Source organism: Paenarthrobacter aurescens, from assembly GCF_041549525.1.
Classification (GTDB): domain Bacteria; phylum Actinomycetota; class Actinomycetes; order Actinomycetales; family Micrococcaceae; genus Arthrobacter; species Arthrobacter aurescens.
The window spans coordinates 3,508,048-3,524,982 of sequence record NZ_CP157456.1 but is presented as its reverse complement, the minus strand read 5'-3'; the positions used below and the strand labels follow the sequence as shown (position 1 = coordinate 3,524,982).

The window sequence follows — 16,935 nt, the reverse complement described above, 5'->3', positions numbered from 1 at the left end:
GGCTTTTCGATATGTGGGGCTTACCTCTGTCCGGGCAGCCCGCCCAGCGGCGGGATGAAGCCTTCGCCGCGGCCCTCATCCGCCTTTCGCTCAGCTTCGCTGCGGGTATCGCTGTCAGCGGTTTCGTCCGAGTCTCCGTCCAGATCGGCCAGGCCGTTTGTCTGATCGAAGGGGTGGGTGATGGGATCGACAATCGGCGTTGTGTCCGAGGCTCCGGGTGAAGGGTCGACGGCGGCGGCCGCTGTTCCGCCGGTGCCTGCCGGTCCGCTGGTGGTGGCCGGAGTTGCGGTGGGCTCGGAGGTCTCCGGTGCCTGCTTCTCGATGTACTCCTTGAACTTCTTCAAGTCTGACTCAGCCTGCCTTTCAACAATGTGCAACTTGTCGCCCAGGAATTCGAGGACGCCATGGGGTTCATATTCCAAGGAAAGGTGCAAGGACGTCTGGCTGGGGCCGGCCTCTTTGAACTCGACCCAGCCTGCATTCCTGGCACCCTCGACTGCGGCCCAAGCCACAGCGCGGTCCACGTCCTGTTGAACGATCCTGGCTTCCCAGCGGCGGTGGACGCCGGCGATTTCAGCCACCCATTCCAGGCGGTCATCGCTGAGCCGTGTAACTCGTTCCACTCCGCCCATGAAGTGCGGAAATTCCTCGAACCTGGTCCACTGCCTGTAGGCCATACTGACCGGAACGTTGACCATGATGGTCTTGTTTACCTTGGTGGTCACTCTGTCCTCCTACTCGGTATTGATCAGCATACTTACATTATTGATCATGGAGCAGGGCAATGACAGGCCCAACAAGCCCCAACGCTCTCTCACCTAACGGCCCCTTCCGCCCAACGATCTCTCACCGGGTGAGAGATCGTCGGCGGAAATGGCGCGTTAGGTGAGAGAGCGTCGGAAGGGGGGGTGGGAAGGACTGCGCGGCCGGGACAGAAGCTAGGAGATCACCCGGCCGTCCTGAATGAGGTACTCAAGGTGCTCGGAGATGTCCGCCAGCACGGAAATGTCCGCCACAGGGTCGGCGCCCAAGACCAGCATGTCGGCATCTGCGCCAGATGCGATCACGCCAAGTTCACCTTCGCGCTCAAGCAGCAGGGCCGCCGTCGTGGTTGCAGAACGGATGGCGTCAATAGCCGGTTGGACCTTGCCGAGCAGCCTGAACTGTTCATTCTGGTGGCGGTGCATCCCGCCCAGGAGGTCGGTGCCGAAAGCCATCTTCACGCCGGCTTCGTGGGCACGGCCGATCGCTTCGAGGCCGCTGGTGAGCACGGAGTCCACCTTGGCCCACATTTCCTCCGTGAGGCCAAACTCCTTGCCCTCTTCCTTCAGCGCCCAATACGTGACGAGTGTGGGGACCAGGAAGGCGTCCTTTTCGAGGAACAGCTTCAGGCTTTCGTCGTCCAGGAGGTTGCCGTGTTCGATCGAGCGGACACCTGCTTCAAGCGCACGGTTGATGGCCCGGGCAGTGTAGGCGTGGGCGGCAACGTAGCGGTTGGCGGCCTGCGCCTCCTCCACCGCTGCGCGCATTTCTTCCATGGAGTACTGGGTGGAATCGATGCGGTCAGTGGGGGAGGAGACGCCGCCGGACGCCATGATCTTGATGTGGTGGGCGCCCTTGCGGATTTCGTCGCGGGCGGCGGCGCGGACAGCGTCAACACCGTCGGCCACCCGGCCGATGCCGCAGCAGCCCCGACCATTGGGATCGTGGTCTTCGCCGGGCAGGCGCATGTCCCCATGGCCGCCGGTCTGGCTGAGAGCGTGTCCGCAGAAATGGATCTTCGGACCCTCCAGCAGGCCTTCCTGCTGCGCCATTGCCAGGCCGAAGTCGGCGCCGGACAGATCGCGGACCGTGGTAAAGCCGCGGCGGAGCATCTGTCCCATGATCCGGGCCGTCTGGGCGTAGACATAAGACGCGGGCGTGTAAGTCAGCGAACGGAAGTCGGCGCTGGATGCCACCACGTGGACGTGGGCATCGATCAGGCCCGGGATCACAAACTTGCCGGTGCCATCGATGACCTGAGCGCCGGACGGCGCCTCGGCGTCTGGCCCTACGCTGCTGATCTTCCCGTCAACACTTACGACGTCGGCAGTTGAGTAGGTGCCGGCCTCAACGTCCAGGACGCTTGCGTTGCGGATGACCAGTGGGGTGGTTTCTGGGGTGGTGCTCACGTTAAACGGTGTCCTTCGCTGGGGCGTCGGGGCGGGTGGTCTCTGTGGGATGGGCTTCAAAGGCCTGAACAAGGCTGGCGAGGTTCTGCTCAATAACGTCGACGGCGGTTTCCACACTCTGCTGCGTGTACTTGCCTTCCGCGTCCAAGAGGGCCAGCACGCCAACCACGTTGTGCTGTTGGTTCAGGACCGGCACGTTGATGACGGCTCCGCACCCGAGTTGCTGGATGAGTTCGGAGTCTGCAAAGACTTCCCTCAGCGCAGCCAGATCGGGGGCCAGGAACGGCTCCTTCTTCTCGATGACCGTACCCAGCCAGCCCGGCGAGATCTCCACGGTTTTCTCGCCCCCCACCGGATATTCGGCCGGGTGGCTGGTAAAGAGGCGTTTGAGGCTGGAGCGTTGCGGGATCCATTGGAGGGCGGTGAAAAGGATGACGCCGGGCTCTTGCTGCAGAGCATCGAACGCCGCTTGGAACGTGGTGTCTGTTTTCATGAAGTTTCCGCTCATTTGCTGGTGGTCCCTGCCGCTGCGGGGTCGTGCTCGGCGCGGGTGTTGATGTCCTCCAGCGATTTGCCCGCGGTGGACGCTCCGAAGATCACCACGCCCAGGACGCCAATGGTCAGCACCACCGTAGTCATGGTGAACACTCCGCCGAAGCCCAGGGACGCGGCGAAAATACCGATGATGGACGGTGCGAGGATGCTGCCGATACGGCCCACAGCGCTGGCCAGGCCAACACCGGTGGCTCGCATCCAGGTGGGGAAGAGTTCCGGAGTGTAGGCGTACACGCCGGCATAGGTGCCGTTCAGGAAGAAGGACAGTGTGGCGGCAGCCAAGAGGATCATGCCGGAATCGTTGGATTGGCTCAGCCAGAACGCGCTGACGGCCGATCCTGCAAGGTAGAGGGCAATGGTGTTCTTGCGATCGATCCGGTCACACAACCATGCGGCGGAGAAGTAGCCGGGGATTTGAGCCAGGTAAATCAGGATTGAGAACTCGAAGCTCTTGGTGATGGTAATGCCGCGGCCCACCAGCAGTGTAGGAATCCAGGAGAAGAAGCCGTAGTAGGAGAACGTGATCACGAACCAGATCAACCAGATCACCGCAGTGCGGCGGCGCATTGCCTTTGACCACATGAACTTGAGTGCATTCCAGATGCTGATCTTCTGCTGGTGCTTGGTGATTTCTTCTTCGGCGGCCGGCAAAGGCGCAAGGGGTTTTCCGGTGGCTTTGACGACGCTCTGCTCAAATCGCTCCACCACGTCCGTGGCTTCCGCCATGCGGCCGCGGCTGATGAGGTACCGGGGTGATTCCGGCAGGCTACGCCGCCACCACAGGAGCAGGAGGATGGGGACTGCGGTGATGACCTGCGCCCAGCGCCAGCCGTCTTCGCCCAGCGGGACAACAAAACGGCCGATGAGTGCAGCGCCCACGAAGCCGAAGGAGAAGAAGCCGGCCAGTGTTCCAATGAACCAGCCGCGGCGCTTCGGGGGGATGAACTCTGACAGGAAGGGCGCGATGATCACGCTTTCAGCGCCCGCTCCCAATCCCGCAAAGATCCGTGCAATGAGGAAGATTTCGAAGTTGGGGGCCATCGCTGCCACCACTGACATGAGGCAGTAGAAGGCCAGAGCCCACAACATGACCTTCTTGCGGCCGAAGCGGTCGCCCATCCACCCTGCCAGAATTGCGCCGAAGAAGAAGCCGAACGGGGCCGCCGAGCCAACCAATCCGAGGCTGGCGGTGCTCAGGCCCCACAGTTCCTGGATGCGGGGGAGCAGGAATGCAACCACTGCCCCGTCCATACCGTCGAACGAGTAGCCGAGGCCTCCAATGAGGAGAAGCTTGTAGTGTGGTCGACTGAGAGCCAGACGATCCAAGCGTGCTGTGAGAGACATGGTGATTCCTGCCAAAGTGGGCCGAGTTGTACATTTTTAGGAATATGCACAAGTCTGTGCAGATGCGATGTATTGAAGTTAAGGCCAAAGTGTGAGGTAGGTCAATAGGTGGAAGAAGATTTCGACTCGTCAACGTTGACTGAGTGGCTGGACAGCCGCGTCCGGGGGCGGAAGCTCGCGGCGCGCCAAATGCAGGTGATCGGCATCCTGCGGTCCCAGCCCAGGCTTGCCTCCTACGGCTCCGTCAGCGACATTGCCGCTGTGGCCGCATCCAACGCCTCCACGGTCACCAGAACCGCGCAAACACTGGGATTCAAGGGGTGGGCGGACTTTCAATTTGAGCTGCGTTCACGCTTCCTGGCATCGCTCAGCGCCGTGGAAGTCGCCGCTGAACACAATGGCCACATCAGTAGCCCCGCCCAGGCGGCGGTGTCCACCGACCGGGCGAATCTGGCCCACTTTGAGCGCAGCCTTGACGCGCAAGCTCTTCATGACATTGCGAAGGCGATCTCCGGGGCGCGGCAGACTTTCATCGTTGCTGCGGGAAGTTACGCCATCCCCGGCAAAGCTTTGGAGCACAACGCCATCATTGCCGGATACAACGTCCGGCTCCTTGATGCCGACGTCGCAGCCCTCACCAATGCCATTGCACGGCTTGGTGCAGAAGACCTGGTGATCGCCATCAGCCTCTGGCGGGTTTACGACAGTACGATGCGGGCCGTGGAAATCGCCCATCATCTTGGCACGCCCATCGTTTCCATTACGGACAGCGCCGGTTCGCCCGTGGCAGTGCACGCCGACCACAGGATTGTGGTGCCCACTGAAGGTGCGGGTTTCTTCCCTTCCCTGACAGGTGCCGTTGCCGCGGTCCAGGCGATCGCCGTCGAGCTTGCCTCGTTGGATCGCGAACGATCCAATCAGAACATCGCCGCTTCGGAGCGGACCTGGGACCAGATGCGCATCATGCATCCCCGCTCAAGTTCCTGAGCTTGCTGTCCCGAAGCCATTGACACCCCTGAAGGTCGGCGATATCGTACAACCATATGGTTGTAGATCAGCTCCGAACCCATCTCTCTGACGCCGAAACTGACCGGCTCTTTCAGGCTTTGGCCGATGCTACGCGCAGGGACATTGTGGCGAGGGTGACGGCGGGGGAGTACTCGGTCTCCGGGCTTGCTGCGCTCTACACCATGAGTTTCGCGGCCGTGCAGAAGCATGTTGCGGTCCTGGAACGGGCCTCCCTGGTGACCAAGGAGAAGCGCGGGAGGGAGCAGATTGTGCGGGGAAACCATGAAGGACTTCAGAAAGCCCGCCATCTGCTGGATCAACTTGAAATGATCTGGCGGCAACGCGCCGGCCGGATTGCGGACATACTCGCCCAAGATGATGAAAGGGATCTGCCATGACTGTTGTCAGCGTAAACAAAGATGTTGAGGCCCTGAGCTTCAGCATTGTTTCAGAATTCGATGCCGACGTGCAGCGCGTCTGGAGGATCTGGGAAGACCCCCGGCAGCTGGAGCGTTGGTGGGGACCGCCCACGTGGCCGGCCACTTTTGAGACGCATGAGTTCACTGTGGGCGGGAAGGCCGCCTACTACATGACCGGGCCTGACGGCACCAAGGCGCGGGGCTGGTGGAAGTTCACCGCCATCAACTCCCCGGACCGCCTCGAGTTCGACGACGGCTTTGCAGACGAGCAAGGCGAGCCCGTGGATGACCTGGGTGTCACTCACGCCACCGTGAAACTCGAACCGTTGGAAAACCGCACCCGGATGACCATCACGTCCACCTTCGACTCCAAAGAGCAGATGCAGAAAATGGCCGAGATGGGCATGGAAGACGGCATGCGTGAGGCGCTTGAGCAGATCGATGCCGTGCTGTCGGAGCCAGCCAACGCCTGACCCCCTGAACCAGCAGCAAAAAGAAGCCGACGACGGCGGGTGCCTCCCGTCGTCGTCGGCGTATGGTTAAGTCCCGGCTGCCTCTCGAAACGGACCTGTGACATGGCGCGACTGATCATCATGGGCCCTCCGGGTTCCGGCAAGGGAACGCAGGCGGAGCACATTGCGCGGCATTTTGGGATCCCGGCCATTTCGACCGGTGAGCTGTTCCGCGCCCACGTCCGGGACAAAACCGAACTCGGTACCGAAGCCAGCGGGTATATGGACCGCGGCGAGTTTGTCCCGGATCACGTCACCACGGCCATGCTGAGGACGCGGCTTGAAGAGGCCGACGCCGCCTCAGGCTTTTTGTTGGACGGCTACCCCAGGACAGTCATCCAGATTGGCGCCCTGGATGAGATGCTGGCTGACCGTCAACAGACCCTGGAAGTTGTCCTGGAGCTGACAGCATCGGACCACGAGTTGCTTGCCAGGATGCTTCTCCGGGCCAAGGAACAAGGACGCCGGGACGATACTGAACCTGTGATCCAACGCCGGCTTGAGCTTTACCGGGACGAGACCCAGCCGGTGCTGACTGCGTACTTGCACCGCGGGATTCTGCTTTCCCTTGATGGATCGGGGGATCGCCAGAGCATCACCAAAGCCGCTGTTGCAGCGTTGGAGGGGGCGCTGGCGGGATAGCTGCCGGTCAGCTGCCTGCTGCTGCCGGAAGCTCCCCAGCCGGGAGTTCGGTTGCAAGGGACCGCAGGTACGCCGCGAAACCCTCCGGGGCGCGTGCGTGCGTGCGTCCCGACGTCAGAACGCGCACGCTGTCCGTAGCTGTGACGGTGAACCCGCGGTAGCGAAGCCGTTCCACCAGGACACGGTCCTCATGGGCGCGCAGCCCCGGGAAGCCGCCGGCACTGAGGTAGGCCGAGGCCCGGATGCCCAGGTTGGCGCCGTAAATGTGCTGGTGATCCTCACGGAACGGATGCAGTTCCAGCCAGCGGCGATGAACAGCGGGATCCATATCCGCAGGATCGGGTTCCACGGACCCAAGAAGGGCATCCGCCCCGGCGTTGGCCAACTCCACCTGACGGGTCAGCCAATGCCGGGGAACCATGGAATCGGCGTCTGTTGTGGCCAGCCAGATGCCGGCGGCATCTTCGGCCGGCAGCTGCTCCAGAGCTTTGCGGAACCCGTAACCACGGCTGGCTCCCGTACTTCGCAACTTGACGTTGACCACGCTGAACCGGTTGTCGGCGGAGGTATGCGCTGCGGCGATCTCCCCGGAGCGGTCGGTGCAATTGTCCAGCACCACCACAATCCTGACTTCCATGTTCGGGTATTCACGGTGGAGTGCATCGGCGGCAACTTTCAACGCCACCAAGGCCTTGCCTATATGGTGCTCCTCGTCATGAGCGGGCATCACCACCGCCATGCTCTTGATCTCCGCCGGCCCAGGCATGGTTACGGGGCCCCTTCCGGGGCGAGCAGGACCTCAAGCATAAAGTCCTTCTCCCGGTACAGCCCGTGTGTTGGCCAGCCGAGTTGGTGACGAGCCCTCGCATGGACCGCTTCGGCGTCCAGCTGCCAGCCCGAAATCGGGTGGCGCCAGTGGCACAGGATCAATGTGGCACCGGGCCGGGCGGACTCCTGGATCCGTGCCAGCAGCGTGGAAAGTTCATCCGGCGAGAAGTAGTAGCCCGTCTCGGACAACACCACAAGATCAAAAGTGCCCTGAGGCCACTGGCCCGGCATGGTCAGGTGGCGGACCTCGGCTGCCGGGAATCGTGAAAGCCGCTCCGATGCCTGGGCCAAGGCTGCACTACTGGCGTCAACTCCCAGAAACCGCTGGCAGCGCCCGGCAAGTTCCTCGCTCAAGGTTCCTATGGAACACCCAATTTCCAGCCCGGACTCGTAGCTTTCCTCCGGAAGGGCGGCCAAAGTCAGGGCCCTTTTGCGGCGCTCGTACCAGCTGCTGGTGTAGCCCCAGGGATCATCTTCACGCGTGTGGACTTCGTCGAAGATGCGCTCCGCATCCGCCGCGGAGTTGGTGCCCGCCGTGGAGGGATGCCACGCAAAGGTCTCCCACGGCCGGGTGAAGTGCTCCAGGAACGTATCCGAAAGGAGCGTCTCATCGCCGGGCCGCTCAGACAACGGCTCCGTCTGGGAGGTGTGGGCGCGCATCGCCTGGGACTTTGACTCTTGGGCATTCCGACTCAGGGGCACACGGACCCAGTCATTCCAGGTGCTGTCCTCCGGCCGGGCCCAGAGCCAGTACCAGATGGGATATTCAAGAAGCCCGTGGCCGCCCTGCGTTGCGACCTCCGCCGCGGCACTGCCCAGGGTGTCGTGATCCGTGTGTCCGTCGTTCCGATACGGGGCAACGATCGTCACAGTCTCTGCAGGCCGCTCAAAGGATGCCACCGCATTTCTGACAGCCCCCTTAATGGCCTCCGTGTGAGCGGCAAGTTGCCCATCGGGAAGTTCCAAAAACTGCCACTCTGCCCTGTTCGCCAGCCCGGACACAGCCGTGCCAAACTCCGCGAGCCTCACAGCGGCAAGCTGTTCCGGCGTCGTGGTTTGAGAGTCCGGATGCGAAGCCTCACCTGCGGTGCACAGCAAAACCTTTACCGCGGCCCCCGCGGCATGAAGTGTGGCCAGAAAACCGCCTGCGCCGAGGGTTTCGTCATCGGGGTGGGCGGCCAGCACTACAAAGCCCATGTCCGTGAGCTCCTCCGCGCTCAGAGGCAGCTCCGGCAGGGCGGCCACTCCGCTGGCTGCCCATTCGGACTCCGACGTGCCGGTGTCCGTGTGCGAGAAAGCTACCATCGTCGGTCCCCCTTCAAAGCCAAGGCACCCAATTGGGCGTCGTCCCGCATCGCGTGATGCTGCCTGATGTACAGGGCCAGGTCCGCCATGCGCTTGCCGTACGCTTCGTCGAAAGCCAAGGGGCCGGGGCCCAGGTTCTGGGAGACCAGCGTTTGGACACGCTCGACGGCGGCGGCAACAGTTCCGCGGATGCGCAGGGCTTCGGGCCAAGGACTTGGGCTGTCAGGATCCGAGCCCTCCAGATCCCCGGCGTCGATGCGTTCCGCCGTCTGGGCGAGGTATCCAGTGGTGGTGGCAAGGATTCGGTCGATCTCGCCCAGGGAAGCCAGCGCAATCTGGTCCGGCTCGCGCCCATTGGCTGCGGCCTTCGTCAGCGCATCCGCATAGTCGCGCGCTACGGCCACCGCGCCGCCCAACCAACAGGCAGCTACACCCATGCCGCCCCAGGCGAAACCCGGGCGCTTGAAATACCAATTTCCTTGGTTCACGGGCTGTGCTTCCACGTGCTCGAAGTGAACAGTGCCGCTCGGAATTTCCTTCAGCCCGCGGCTGGTCCACGCGGGTGTTTCCGCCGTAACGCCCTGGTGCTTCAGGTTCACCGCAAAGGCCGCTCTGCCGTTTTCCTCAGTGTGCGCAGTGATCACTGCGCCATCCAATTGCGCGGCAAGAGAGCACCACGGCTTGGAGCCATTGAGGACGTAGCCACCGTTTGCGGTGCGTTTGGCCTCGAGCTTCATTCCGGGGCCTTCCGCTGCGAAGACTCCCCAGGCTCCGTGCGGTTCCCTCACATCTCCGGATTGGGTGCCGGTTTGGGCTCCGGCTTGGGTGAGGATGGCCAAGGCGTCCAGATGCGGTTCCAGGATTCTTCCGGCAGCAACATCCACTGCGGTGACAGATGCCAGAAGCTCCCAGAGCTTTGCCGTGTTTCCCTCGCCGGGCTGCGGGGCCGTCCGTCCGATGTCTTCGGCAATGGCCAGCAGGGCCGGTACGTCGCCCACTGCTGCCTGCACTTTTTCGAGCACGGGTTCCAGGGCCTGCAGTTGCGCAGGCTCTGAACTGATGCGGACGGGCCGGGCTTCGGAATAGCTCATGATGCCAAGCCTAAACTAAGGGACCTTAGGTTATGTGTGCGGAAAGCAAACGAACGACGGCGGGAGGTTCCCGCCGTCGTTCGCTTTACGTTGTTTTGTGGTGCTAGATGATCAGGTTCATGGCGTTCCAGCCGGAGCCGACCAGCCCGCGGGGGAGCCAGCCTCCTTGGCCGTTGCTGGGGTAGAGCCAGAGGGCACCACCAGCGTCGCGGGCCAGGAGGTCCACGTTGCCGTCGCCGTTGAAGTCACCGGGACCCACGATTGCGGTCATGGCGTTCCAGCCAATGCCGACGGTGGTGGGGCCGTAGAAATCGCTGTACAGCATTGACGAACCAACGTATTGGTGGAGAGTTCCCGGCCCATCAACGGCCAGAAGATCAGGAACACCGTCTTTTGAGAAGTCTCCGGGCCCCACGATCGTCGTCAGTACTTGCCACCCAGCGGTGGTCCTGAACGGCGACAGCCAGCCACCTTTGCCGTTGCCTCGGTAGACCCAGAGATAGCTGTTCGCGTCACGTGTTACCAGGTCTGCATTCCCGTCCAAGTCGAGGTCCCCCACTGCCGCGATAGCGCTCATCGAGTTCCATCCCTGGCCCACTTGGACTCTTCCGAACAAGCCGCCTCTGCCGTTGCCGGGGTATAGCCAGAGCGCGCCGTTGGCATCCCGTGCCAACACATCCGCTGTGCCGTCACCATTAAAGTCTCCGGGGGCCACAATGGACGTCATGGCATTCCAGCCCTGGCCCACATGAACTCGTGGAAGCCAGCCACCGTTGCCCTGTCCCGGGTATAGCCAAAGGTTTCCGTAGCCATCGCGGGAAAGAACATCCGGCTTCTTATCGCCGTTGAAGTCGTGCGTGATGTCTTTAGGCCTGACGGTGATCGTGAAAGCTGAACTTACAGCATCAGGCCCGTACGTGTTTGTGGCTGCGATGCGGAAGGTAAAAACTCCTGCCGTGGTGGGAATACCAGAAAGGTACCCGTCCGGGTTCCACGACTCCAAGGTCAGTCCTGGGGGGGAGGGATCCCTCTGCCACTTTGAATTGCGGAGTAAGTGATCCGGTCGCCGTGAACCTAAACCTGTATTGGTCGCCCACCCTGCCGTTGGTCGGGGGTGTACCGGAAGTTAGTATTGGGCTGACGTTCTTGCCATCGATGATGGTCACGTTACCTTGCGCAGCAGCCACGTAAACTTTATTGTTAGCTTCGCCAATCGCAATTTCCCTAGGGTAGCCGATGCCCTGAATTTTCCCTTCACTGCCGGTCAAGCCATTGAAGACGGAGACATAGTTGCTCGTTCCGCTGGTGGCATAGACCTTGTTGGTTGCCTCATTGACCGCAATATCGGCGAAGTAGCTATATTCGGCGACGGGAAAGTATTTGATCGTATTTGTTGCACCATCGAGCATCGTGAGGTGTGTTCCGGAATGACTGGCTGCATAGATGCGGTTTGTCTGGCGGTTTACTGCCATGATGCTTGGATTGGTGCCGGTCTCGACTGGAACAGTTTGGACCGTGTTGTCCGTCGCATTCAAGACGGTGATGGTGTCCGCTGCCTTGCTGCTGATATAGACCTTGTTCGTTGAGTCGTTGACCACTACTGAATCCAAGTAGTCTCCGAGGTCGATGTGAGTCATTCCGATGGTGGCACCGTCCAGGACTATGAGTTCCCCTTGCCCACCAGTGATGTACACCTTGTTGGTGATCGTATTCAGGGCCATTGATATGGCGAAACGGGGGATTGCGATCGGCACGGTGGTGGCCGAATTAGTAGCACCATCAATGATCGTTATACCGTTGGCATGAGAGGCATAGACCTTGTTTGTCTCCGCGTTGACCACGATGGATTTTAGTAATCTCGGAGTCTCAATTTCTGTTGTTGCGTTGGTTGCACCGTCAATGACAGTGATCAGCCCGAGGCCCGAGTGGGTGACGTAGACCTTGTTGGTTTTTTCATTTACTGCCATTTCATCGGGATAGCCGGCCACTGGAATGGTTGTCGCAACCTTGGTGCGGATGTTCACTTTAGTTACTGATGTGCCCGTCCATTGAGAGACATAAACATTGTCAGTCGCCCTGTTGAAAACCAGCTCACCATCGTTCGCTGCTGGGATTCGATCCGTGAGGATGTCAGCCTGCGCCGGCCCGGCTCCCACTCCGACGAGGACGCTGGCCGCCGTGAGCAGCACAAGAAGCCCGGCAGCAAGACGCCTCCCCGTGGCACCGACAAAAGACATGCATGTACCCTGAGCAGCCAAGGCTCAACCCCCAATAATTCGATTCGCGACTATCGCTTCAACCAGCGAAGTTTACAGCTCGCCGCACACCGATTGTGAGCTGGGTCCCAATGTTTGATCAGGGGCAGCCGAAAGCTCCAGGCCTCCAACGCGCTCCACCCCCGGCAAAGTTCCCGTTGGTCTCAACATGAAGCGCATCTTCACAGCTTTTGTCATGCTTGTCACATCCTGTTGTCATTAACGGTGACAGGTTCCGTAGCTTGGAAGGGTCAGCAGTCCAAGCTAGGAGAACCCATGCCGCAGCCCAATCAATCCGCCACAGTTCCAGCCGACTCCCACAGCCCGCCAGGAAGGAAGGCCTCCTTCCTGAGCAACCTGGGTGCAGACCTTCCGGCATCGCTCGTCGTCTTCCTCGTAGCACTCCCGCTTTCCCTCGGTATCGCCGCCGCCTCAGGTGCTCCGATCATGGCCGGTCTCATTGCCGCGGCCGTCGGAGGCATCGTCGCAGGCAGTCTGGGTGGCTCCCCACTGCAGGTGAGCGGCCCCGCCGCCGGACTGACCGTCGTCGTTGCCGGTCTTGTAGACGAGTTCGGCTGGCAGGTGACGTGCGCCATCACCGCTGCTGCCGGCGTCGTGCAGCTGCTCATGGGCGTCAGCCGCATTGGCCGGGCGGCGCTGGCGGTCTCGCCCGTGGTGGTCAAAGCGATGCTCGCGGGCATCGGCATCACCATCATCCTGCAGCAACTCCACGTGCTCCTCGGCGGTCAAGCCGCTGGGTCCGCCATAGACAACCTCACCGGTCTTCCCGCCGCCATCACCAACGTTGAGCTGCATTCAGCGCTCCTGGGCCTGGCCGTCGTCGCCATTTTGCTGACGTGGAAGTTCCTCCCCGCCCCGGTGCGGAAAATCCCCGGGCCGCTTGCCGCCGTCGTCGTAGTGACGGCAGTCTCGGTAGCAGTCGCGCCAAGCGTTGAGCGCATCAGCTTCAGCGGGTCCATCTTTGATGCCATCGCTCTTCCCAGCCTTCCCGACGGAAACTGGCGCGCGGCTGCCATGGCCGTCATCACGGTGGCCCTGATCGCGAGCATCGAATCACTCCTTTCAGCCGTGGCCGTGGACAAAATGGGCGGTTCGCGGACCAACCTCAACCGGGAACTCGTAGGCCAGGGCTCAGCGAACGTTGTGTCCGGAATGCTCGGCGGACTGCCGGTGACCGGTGTAATTGTCCGCAGCGCCACCAACGTTGAAGCCGGAGCGAAGAGCCGCAATTCCGCCATCCTGCACGGCGTGTGGGTCCTGGTGTTTTCCGCCCTCTTCGCCGGACTCATCCAACTGATTCCGTTGGCTGTGCTCGCCGGTCTCCTGCTGGTGATCGGCGCCAAGCTCGTCAAGGTCGCGGATATCCGGACCAGCCTTCGCACCGGCGACCTCCTGGTCTACAGCGTCACGTTGGTCTGCGTGGTGGCCCTGAATCTCCTGGAAGGCGTCATCATCGGCCTCGCTCTGGCTGCCCTCTGCGTGCTGTGGCGTGTGCTTCGGGCACAGATCCATGCACATTCTCCCTCGGCTGAGACGCTGCCATGGCGCGTCACCATCGCCGGCTCGTGCAGCTTCTTCGCACTGCCCAGGCTCAACCGGGTCCTCCATTCCGTGCCCGAAGGCCAGGACGTGGTGGTTGAACTGAACGCCGACTACCTTGACCATGCATTCCGCGAAGCCCTGATCGCCTGGCACAAGCAGCAGCGCAACACCGGCGCGACGGTGACCCTCGAAGAACACGGAACCACTGCCTTCAGTGATGCCGAGGACAACGCCCCGCAGCGCCAGGACCCCCGCGAATTCCCGCTGCCGCCCCGCACTTCCTGGTTGCCTTCCGGAGCGGTCACCCCAGCGGACGACGACGGCGGGCGGCTGCCGCTGCGGTCAATCCTCCTGGGCATCGACAAGTACCACCGGCGGCATGCTGACAAGGTCCGCCCGCTGGTTCAGGACCTCACCGAAGGGCAGAACCCGGACACTCTGTTTGTCGCCTGCGTCGACTCCCGGGTGAATCCGAACCTCATCACCAGCAGCGGCCCCGGAGACCTCCTCACCCTGCGGAACATCGGCAACGTGGTGTGCAGTGACAGCAGCGACGCGTCCATTGACTCTGCACTGTCCTTTGCAGTCAAGGGCCTGTCCGTGGACTCGGTCGTCGTCTGTGGGCACTCCAACTGCGGTGCGATGAAAGCCGTCATCGCGGATGCTGAAGGCACGTCACCTGACATGGGCGCTGGGTTCGATACGTGGCTGGGGCACGCCCGGCCGAGCTACTCCGCCTTGCTTTCTGAACACCCTGTGGCGGTTGCTGCTGCGGCTGAGGGGTACAGCCGGCTTGATCAATTGAGCATGGTGAACGTTGCCCTCCAACTCCGGAAGCTCGAACAACATCCGGTTACTGGCCCCGCCCTGGCGTCCGGTCAGGTGCAGGCCACCGGCCTGTTCTATGACATCTGCACTGCGCGCGTAGTCCTGGTGACGCCGGAGGGGATTGAGCAGTTGGATCCGAGTATGGCGGTCCGTTCCTGATTCGGCTGACGGACGGCCACCACTCACTTTGAGCCGCCAGCAGCCCCGGCACACCCCTTCTGGCGGCGTGCCGGGGCTGTATCAATGTCAATGTGGGTGGTGGCGGCACGGACTCCGCAGCGTTTGAACCATCCACCCCGGGGGTACGGGGGGATAACGTGCGGAATACTGGATTCAGAACCACGAATTCCGGCAGGCGAAGGCTGCCGTGTGAGGAGGTGGCGGGAACGTGAACGCCGAGAACAACGCCTTCCGGCGGAAGCTGGAGCGCGGCGCGGAACTACGTGCCATCAGGGGCTGGGGCGGAAACGCCGAGGAAGACGCAGAGCTCGAGGCCGCAGATGCCGAAGAACGCGAGAAACGCCGCAAGGTAGATGACGCCGCCAGGGTTGAGTACCTCATCCGCGATGCCATGAACCAAGGCAAGTTCGACAACCTCAAGTACGCCGGCAAACCAATCCCCGGCCTGGGCGAGCACTACGACCCCGACTGGTGGGTCAAAGGCCTCATCCAGCGCGAACGGCTCAGCGGGATCGGCCCGCCCGCCATCCTGCTGCGGATTGAGGACTCGGAGCTCGACGCCAAACTGGATCAGCAATACACCGAGAAACAAGTCCGGGACATTCTGGAGGACTTCAACAAACGCGTGATCGAAGCCCGTCGGCAACTACAAGGCGGCCCTCCCGTGATCACCAAGCTCCGTGATGTGGATGCTGACGTGGAAAAGTGGCGGGAACGCAGGGCCGCGGCCGCTCCGCCGGAGCCCGAACCCGAGCCGCCGGGTAAGCGGACATGGTGGCAGCGGCTCTGGAACGGCTCGGGCTGAGCGCTTACCTTGCCGAGTGATCCAGCAGAATAACGCGCACAAACAGCATCCGACGGCGAAACCTAAGTTCCGCCGTCGGCTGCTGTTTTGTCCGGGAGCCTCTAGGCGAAGCTGTCTTCCTTGGTCTCAGGGGCAGCGGCAGCTGGCTTCCGCGTGATCAGGGCGGAGAGGTGCGCCTGCTGCTGACGGAAGTGGCCGTGGGCGGTGAGGCCGAATTCGTACGCGGACTCGGCGTGCTGGGTGAGGTCCACCCCGGTGACTTCGTGCTCCAGGGGAACCCGGAATCCGATGGTCTTGTGAATGACCCGGCCGATCACCAGCGTGCCCACACCGGACAAGGCGATGGTGATCAGCACGGCAACCGTCTGGGCAATGAGCTGCTGCGGGCCGCCACCGTACAGAAGACCGCCAGATGTGCCCTCGGCGGGGAAGGCGATGAAGCCCAAGGAGAGCGTGCCGATGACGCCGGCGCCGAAGTGGACGCCCACCACGTCAAGGGAGTCGTCGAAGCCGAACTTGTACTTCAGGTCAACGAAGACAGCGCAGGCGGCGCCGGCAACCAGTCCCAAGCCCAGGGCAGCAAGCGGGGTGATGTTGGCGCAGGAAGGTGTGATGGCCACCAGGCCGGCCACAACACCGGAAGCGGCACCCAGCGAGGTGGGGTGCCCGTGACGGATCTTCTCCACAACAAGCCAGCTCAGCATTGCGGCCGCCGGGGTGACCAAGGTGTTGATCCAGATGAGGCCGGCTTGCTCTGCGGTGGATGCCGCGCCGCCGTTGAATCCGAACCAGCCGAACCAGAGAATGGCCGCGCCGATCATGATGAACGGGACGTTATGCGGGCGGTGGTTGGGGTCTTTGGCGAATCCGTGACGCTTTCCCACGATCAATGCGAGGACAAAAGCGGCGGTTCCGGAGCTGACCTCAACCACTGCGCCGCCGGCGAAGTCTATTACCTGGCCGAAGATTTGGGTCACGGCACCGCCGGCGCTCATGAGGCCGCCGCCCCAGATCATGTAAGCCAGCGGGCAGTAGACCACGGTGATCCAGATCGGGACGAACAAGGCCCAGGCGCCGAACTTGGCGCGATCGGCAATGGCTCCGCTGATCAGGGCAACGGTGATGATGGCGAAGGTGGCGGCGAAGCCTGCCTTGATGAGATCCGGCGAACCGATCAGGTCCTGCAGGCCGAAGTGGGCGAAGGGGTTGCCGAACAGGCCGAGGAAGCCGTCGCCGGTGGTCATCGAGTAGCCCCAGAGAACCCACACCACACCAACGATGCCCGCGGAGATGAAGCTCATCATGATCATGTTCAGGGCTGCCTTGGCGCGGGTCATGCCGCCGTAGAACAGGCCGAGGCCAGGGGTCATGAACAGCACCATTGCCGCCGACAACATCATCCAGACGTGTTGCGCAGAGATCTCCACCT

16 protein-coding genes are annotated in these 16,935 nt (G+C 62.1%); 6 read left to right on the top strand and 10 right to left on the bottom strand.

Going from position 1 to position 16,935, the window contains the following annotated elements; genetic code table 11:
- Positions 1-20: 20 nt before the first annotated feature.
- The 4 genes from ABI796_RS16285 to ABI796_RS16270 form a co-directional block, all read right to left on the bottom strand.
- Entirely contained in the window at positions 21-725 is a 705-nt protein-coding gene (locus ABI796_RS16285; protein ID WP_141280923.1) for an SRPBCC family protein, read from the bottom strand.
- A 213-nt stretch (positions 726-938) separates the two neighbouring features.
- Positions 939-2,171 carry an amidohydrolase family protein gene (locus ABI796_RS16280; RefSeq protein WP_141280925.1) on the bottom strand — a complete coding sequence of 411 codons (1,233 nt, stop codon included), beginning with the start codon at positions 2,169-2,171 and terminating at the stop codon, positions 939-941.
- A gap of 1 nt (position 2,172) precedes the next feature.
- Positions 2,173-2,664 (bottom strand): GAF domain-containing protein, encoded by a 492-nt coding sequence (locus ABI796_RS16275; protein WP_141280927.1) that lies wholly within the window; start codon positions 2,662-2,664, stop codon positions 2,173-2,175.
- A gap of 11 nt (positions 2,665-2,675) precedes the next feature.
- The gene (locus ABI796_RS16270) at positions 2,676-4,070 is read right to left on the bottom strand and encodes an MFS transporter (RefSeq protein WP_141280929.1); all 1,395 of its coding nucleotides are present in this window, start codon (positions 4,068-4,070) and stop codon (positions 2,676-2,678) included.
- A gap of 108 nt (positions 4,071-4,178) precedes the next feature.
- Here ABI796_RS16270 and ABI796_RS16265 point away from each other — a divergent pair, with 108 nt between their 5' ends.
- From ABI796_RS16265 to ABI796_RS16250, 4 genes are all read left to right on the top strand, one after another.
- Complete coding sequence (locus ABI796_RS16265) at positions 4,179-5,057, top strand: MurR/RpiR family transcriptional regulator (RefSeq protein WP_141280931.1); 879 nt, start codon at positions 4,179-4,181, stop codon at positions 5,055-5,057.
- A 56-nt stretch (positions 5,058-5,113) separates the two neighbouring features.
- Complete coding sequence (locus tag ABI796_RS16260; RefSeq protein ID WP_141280933.1) at positions 5,114-5,476, top strand: metalloregulator ArsR/SmtB family transcription factor; 363 nt, start codon at positions 5,114-5,116, stop codon at positions 5,474-5,476.
- The gene (locus tag ABI796_RS16255) at positions 5,473-5,970 is read left to right on the top strand and encodes an SRPBCC domain-containing protein (RefSeq protein WP_141280935.1); all 498 of its coding nucleotides are present in this window, start codon (positions 5,473-5,475) and stop codon (positions 5,968-5,970) included. Before ABI796_RS16260 ends, ABI796_RS16255 begins: the two co-directional genes overlap by 4 nt.
- 102 nt (positions 5,971-6,072) lie before the next feature.
- Positions 6,073-6,651 (top strand): adenylate kinase, encoded by a 579-nt coding sequence (locus ABI796_RS16250; RefSeq protein ID WP_141280937.1) that lies wholly within the window; start codon positions 6,073-6,075, stop codon positions 6,649-6,651.
- Between the two features lie 7 nt (positions 6,652-6,658).
- Here the strand turns inward: ABI796_RS16250 and ABI796_RS16245 are convergent, their stop codons facing one another.
- The 5 genes from ABI796_RS16245 to ABI796_RS16225 form a co-directional block, all read right to left on the bottom strand.
- Complete coding sequence (locus ABI796_RS16245) at positions 6,659-7,417, bottom strand: glycosyltransferase family 2 protein (protein ID WP_141280939.1); 759 nt, start codon at positions 7,415-7,417, stop codon at positions 6,659-6,661.
- Positions 7,418-7,419: 2 nt separating this feature from the next.
- Positions 7,420-8,784, bottom strand: a complete 1,365-nt coding sequence (locus ABI796_RS16240) for a bifunctional PIG-L family deacetylase/class I SAM-dependent methyltransferase (RefSeq protein ID WP_141280941.1) — start codon at positions 8,782-8,784, stop codon at positions 7,420-7,422.
- Entirely contained in the window at positions 8,778-9,875 is a 1,098-nt protein-coding gene (locus ABI796_RS16235) for an acyl-CoA dehydrogenase family protein (protein WP_141280943.1), read from the bottom strand. Before ABI796_RS16235 ends, ABI796_RS16240 begins: the two co-directional genes overlap by 7 nt.
- Positions 9,876-9,978: 103 nt before the next feature.
- Entirely contained in the window at positions 9,979-10,878 is a 900-nt protein-coding gene (locus tag ABI796_RS16230) for an FG-GAP repeat domain-containing protein (RefSeq protein ID WP_141280945.1), read from the bottom strand.
- Entirely contained in the window at positions 10,781-12,112 is a 1,332-nt protein-coding gene (locus ABI796_RS16225) for a YncE family protein (protein ID WP_141280947.1), read from the bottom strand. Before ABI796_RS16225 ends, ABI796_RS16230 begins: the two co-directional genes overlap by 98 nt.
- A gap of 294 nt (positions 12,113-12,406) precedes the next feature.
- On the opposite strand from ABI796_RS16225, the gene ABI796_RS16220 reads away from it, so the two are divergent.
- Together ABI796_RS16220 and ABI796_RS16215 are read left to right on the top strand one after the other, a co-directional pair.
- Positions 12,407-14,680, top strand: coding sequence for a SulP family inorganic anion transporter (locus ABI796_RS16220; protein ID WP_141280949.1), 2,274 nt, complete (start codon positions 12,407-12,409; stop codon positions 14,678-14,680).
- A 229-nt stretch (positions 14,681-14,909) separates the two neighbouring features.
- Positions 14,910-15,506, top strand: coding sequence for a DUF1992 domain-containing protein (locus tag ABI796_RS16215; protein ID WP_141280951.1), 597 nt, complete (start codon positions 14,910-14,912; stop codon positions 15,504-15,506).
- Positions 15,507-15,607: 101 nt separating this feature from the next.
- On the opposite strand, the gene ABI796_RS16210 is transcribed toward ABI796_RS16215, so the two are convergent.
- Positions 15,608-16,933 carry an ammonium transporter gene (locus ABI796_RS16210; RefSeq protein ID WP_141280953.1) on the bottom strand — a complete coding sequence of 442 codons (1,326 nt, stop codon included), beginning with the start codon at positions 16,931-16,933 and terminating at the stop codon, positions 15,608-15,610.
- Between the last annotated feature and the right edge of the window lie 2 nt (positions 16,934-16,935).

Coding starts and splice junctions, on each gene's coding strand:
- ABI796_RS16235 (WP_141280943.1), bottom strand. CDS start 9,875: ATGAGCTATTCCGAAGCCCGGCCCGTCCGCATCAGTTCAGAGCCTGCG.
- ABI796_RS16260 (WP_141280933.1), top strand. CDS start 5,114: ATGGTTGTAGATCAGCTCCGAACCCATCTCTCTGACGCCGAAACTGAC.
- ABI796_RS16245 (WP_141280939.1), bottom strand. CDS start 7,417: ATGCCTGGGCCGGCGGAGATCAAGAGCATGGCGGTGGTGATGCCCGCT.
- ABI796_RS16240 (WP_141280941.1), bottom strand. CDS start 8,784: ATGGTAGCTTTCTCGCACACGGACACCGGCACGTCGGAGTCCGAATGG.
- ABI796_RS16225 (WP_141280947.1), bottom strand. CDS start 12,112: ATGTCTTTTGTCGGTGCCACGGGGAGGCGTCTTGCTGCCGGGCTTCTT.
- ABI796_RS16255 (WP_141280935.1), top strand. CDS start 5,473: ATGACTGTTGTCAGCGTAAACAAAGATGTTGAGGCCCTGAGCTTCAGC.
- ABI796_RS16275 (WP_141280927.1), bottom strand. CDS start 2,664: ATGAAAACAGACACCACGTTCCAAGCGGCGTTCGATGCTCTGCAGCAA.
- ABI796_RS16270 (WP_141280929.1), bottom strand. CDS start 4,070: ATGTCTCTCACAGCACGCTTGGATCGTCTGGCTCTCAGTCGACCACAC.
- ABI796_RS16250 (WP_141280937.1), top strand. CDS start 6,073: ATGGCGCGACTGATCATCATGGGCCCTCCGGGTTCCGGCAAGGGAACG.
- ABI796_RS16220 (WP_141280949.1), top strand. CDS start 12,407: ATGCCGCAGCCCAATCAATCCGCCACAGTTCCAGCCGACTCCCACAGC.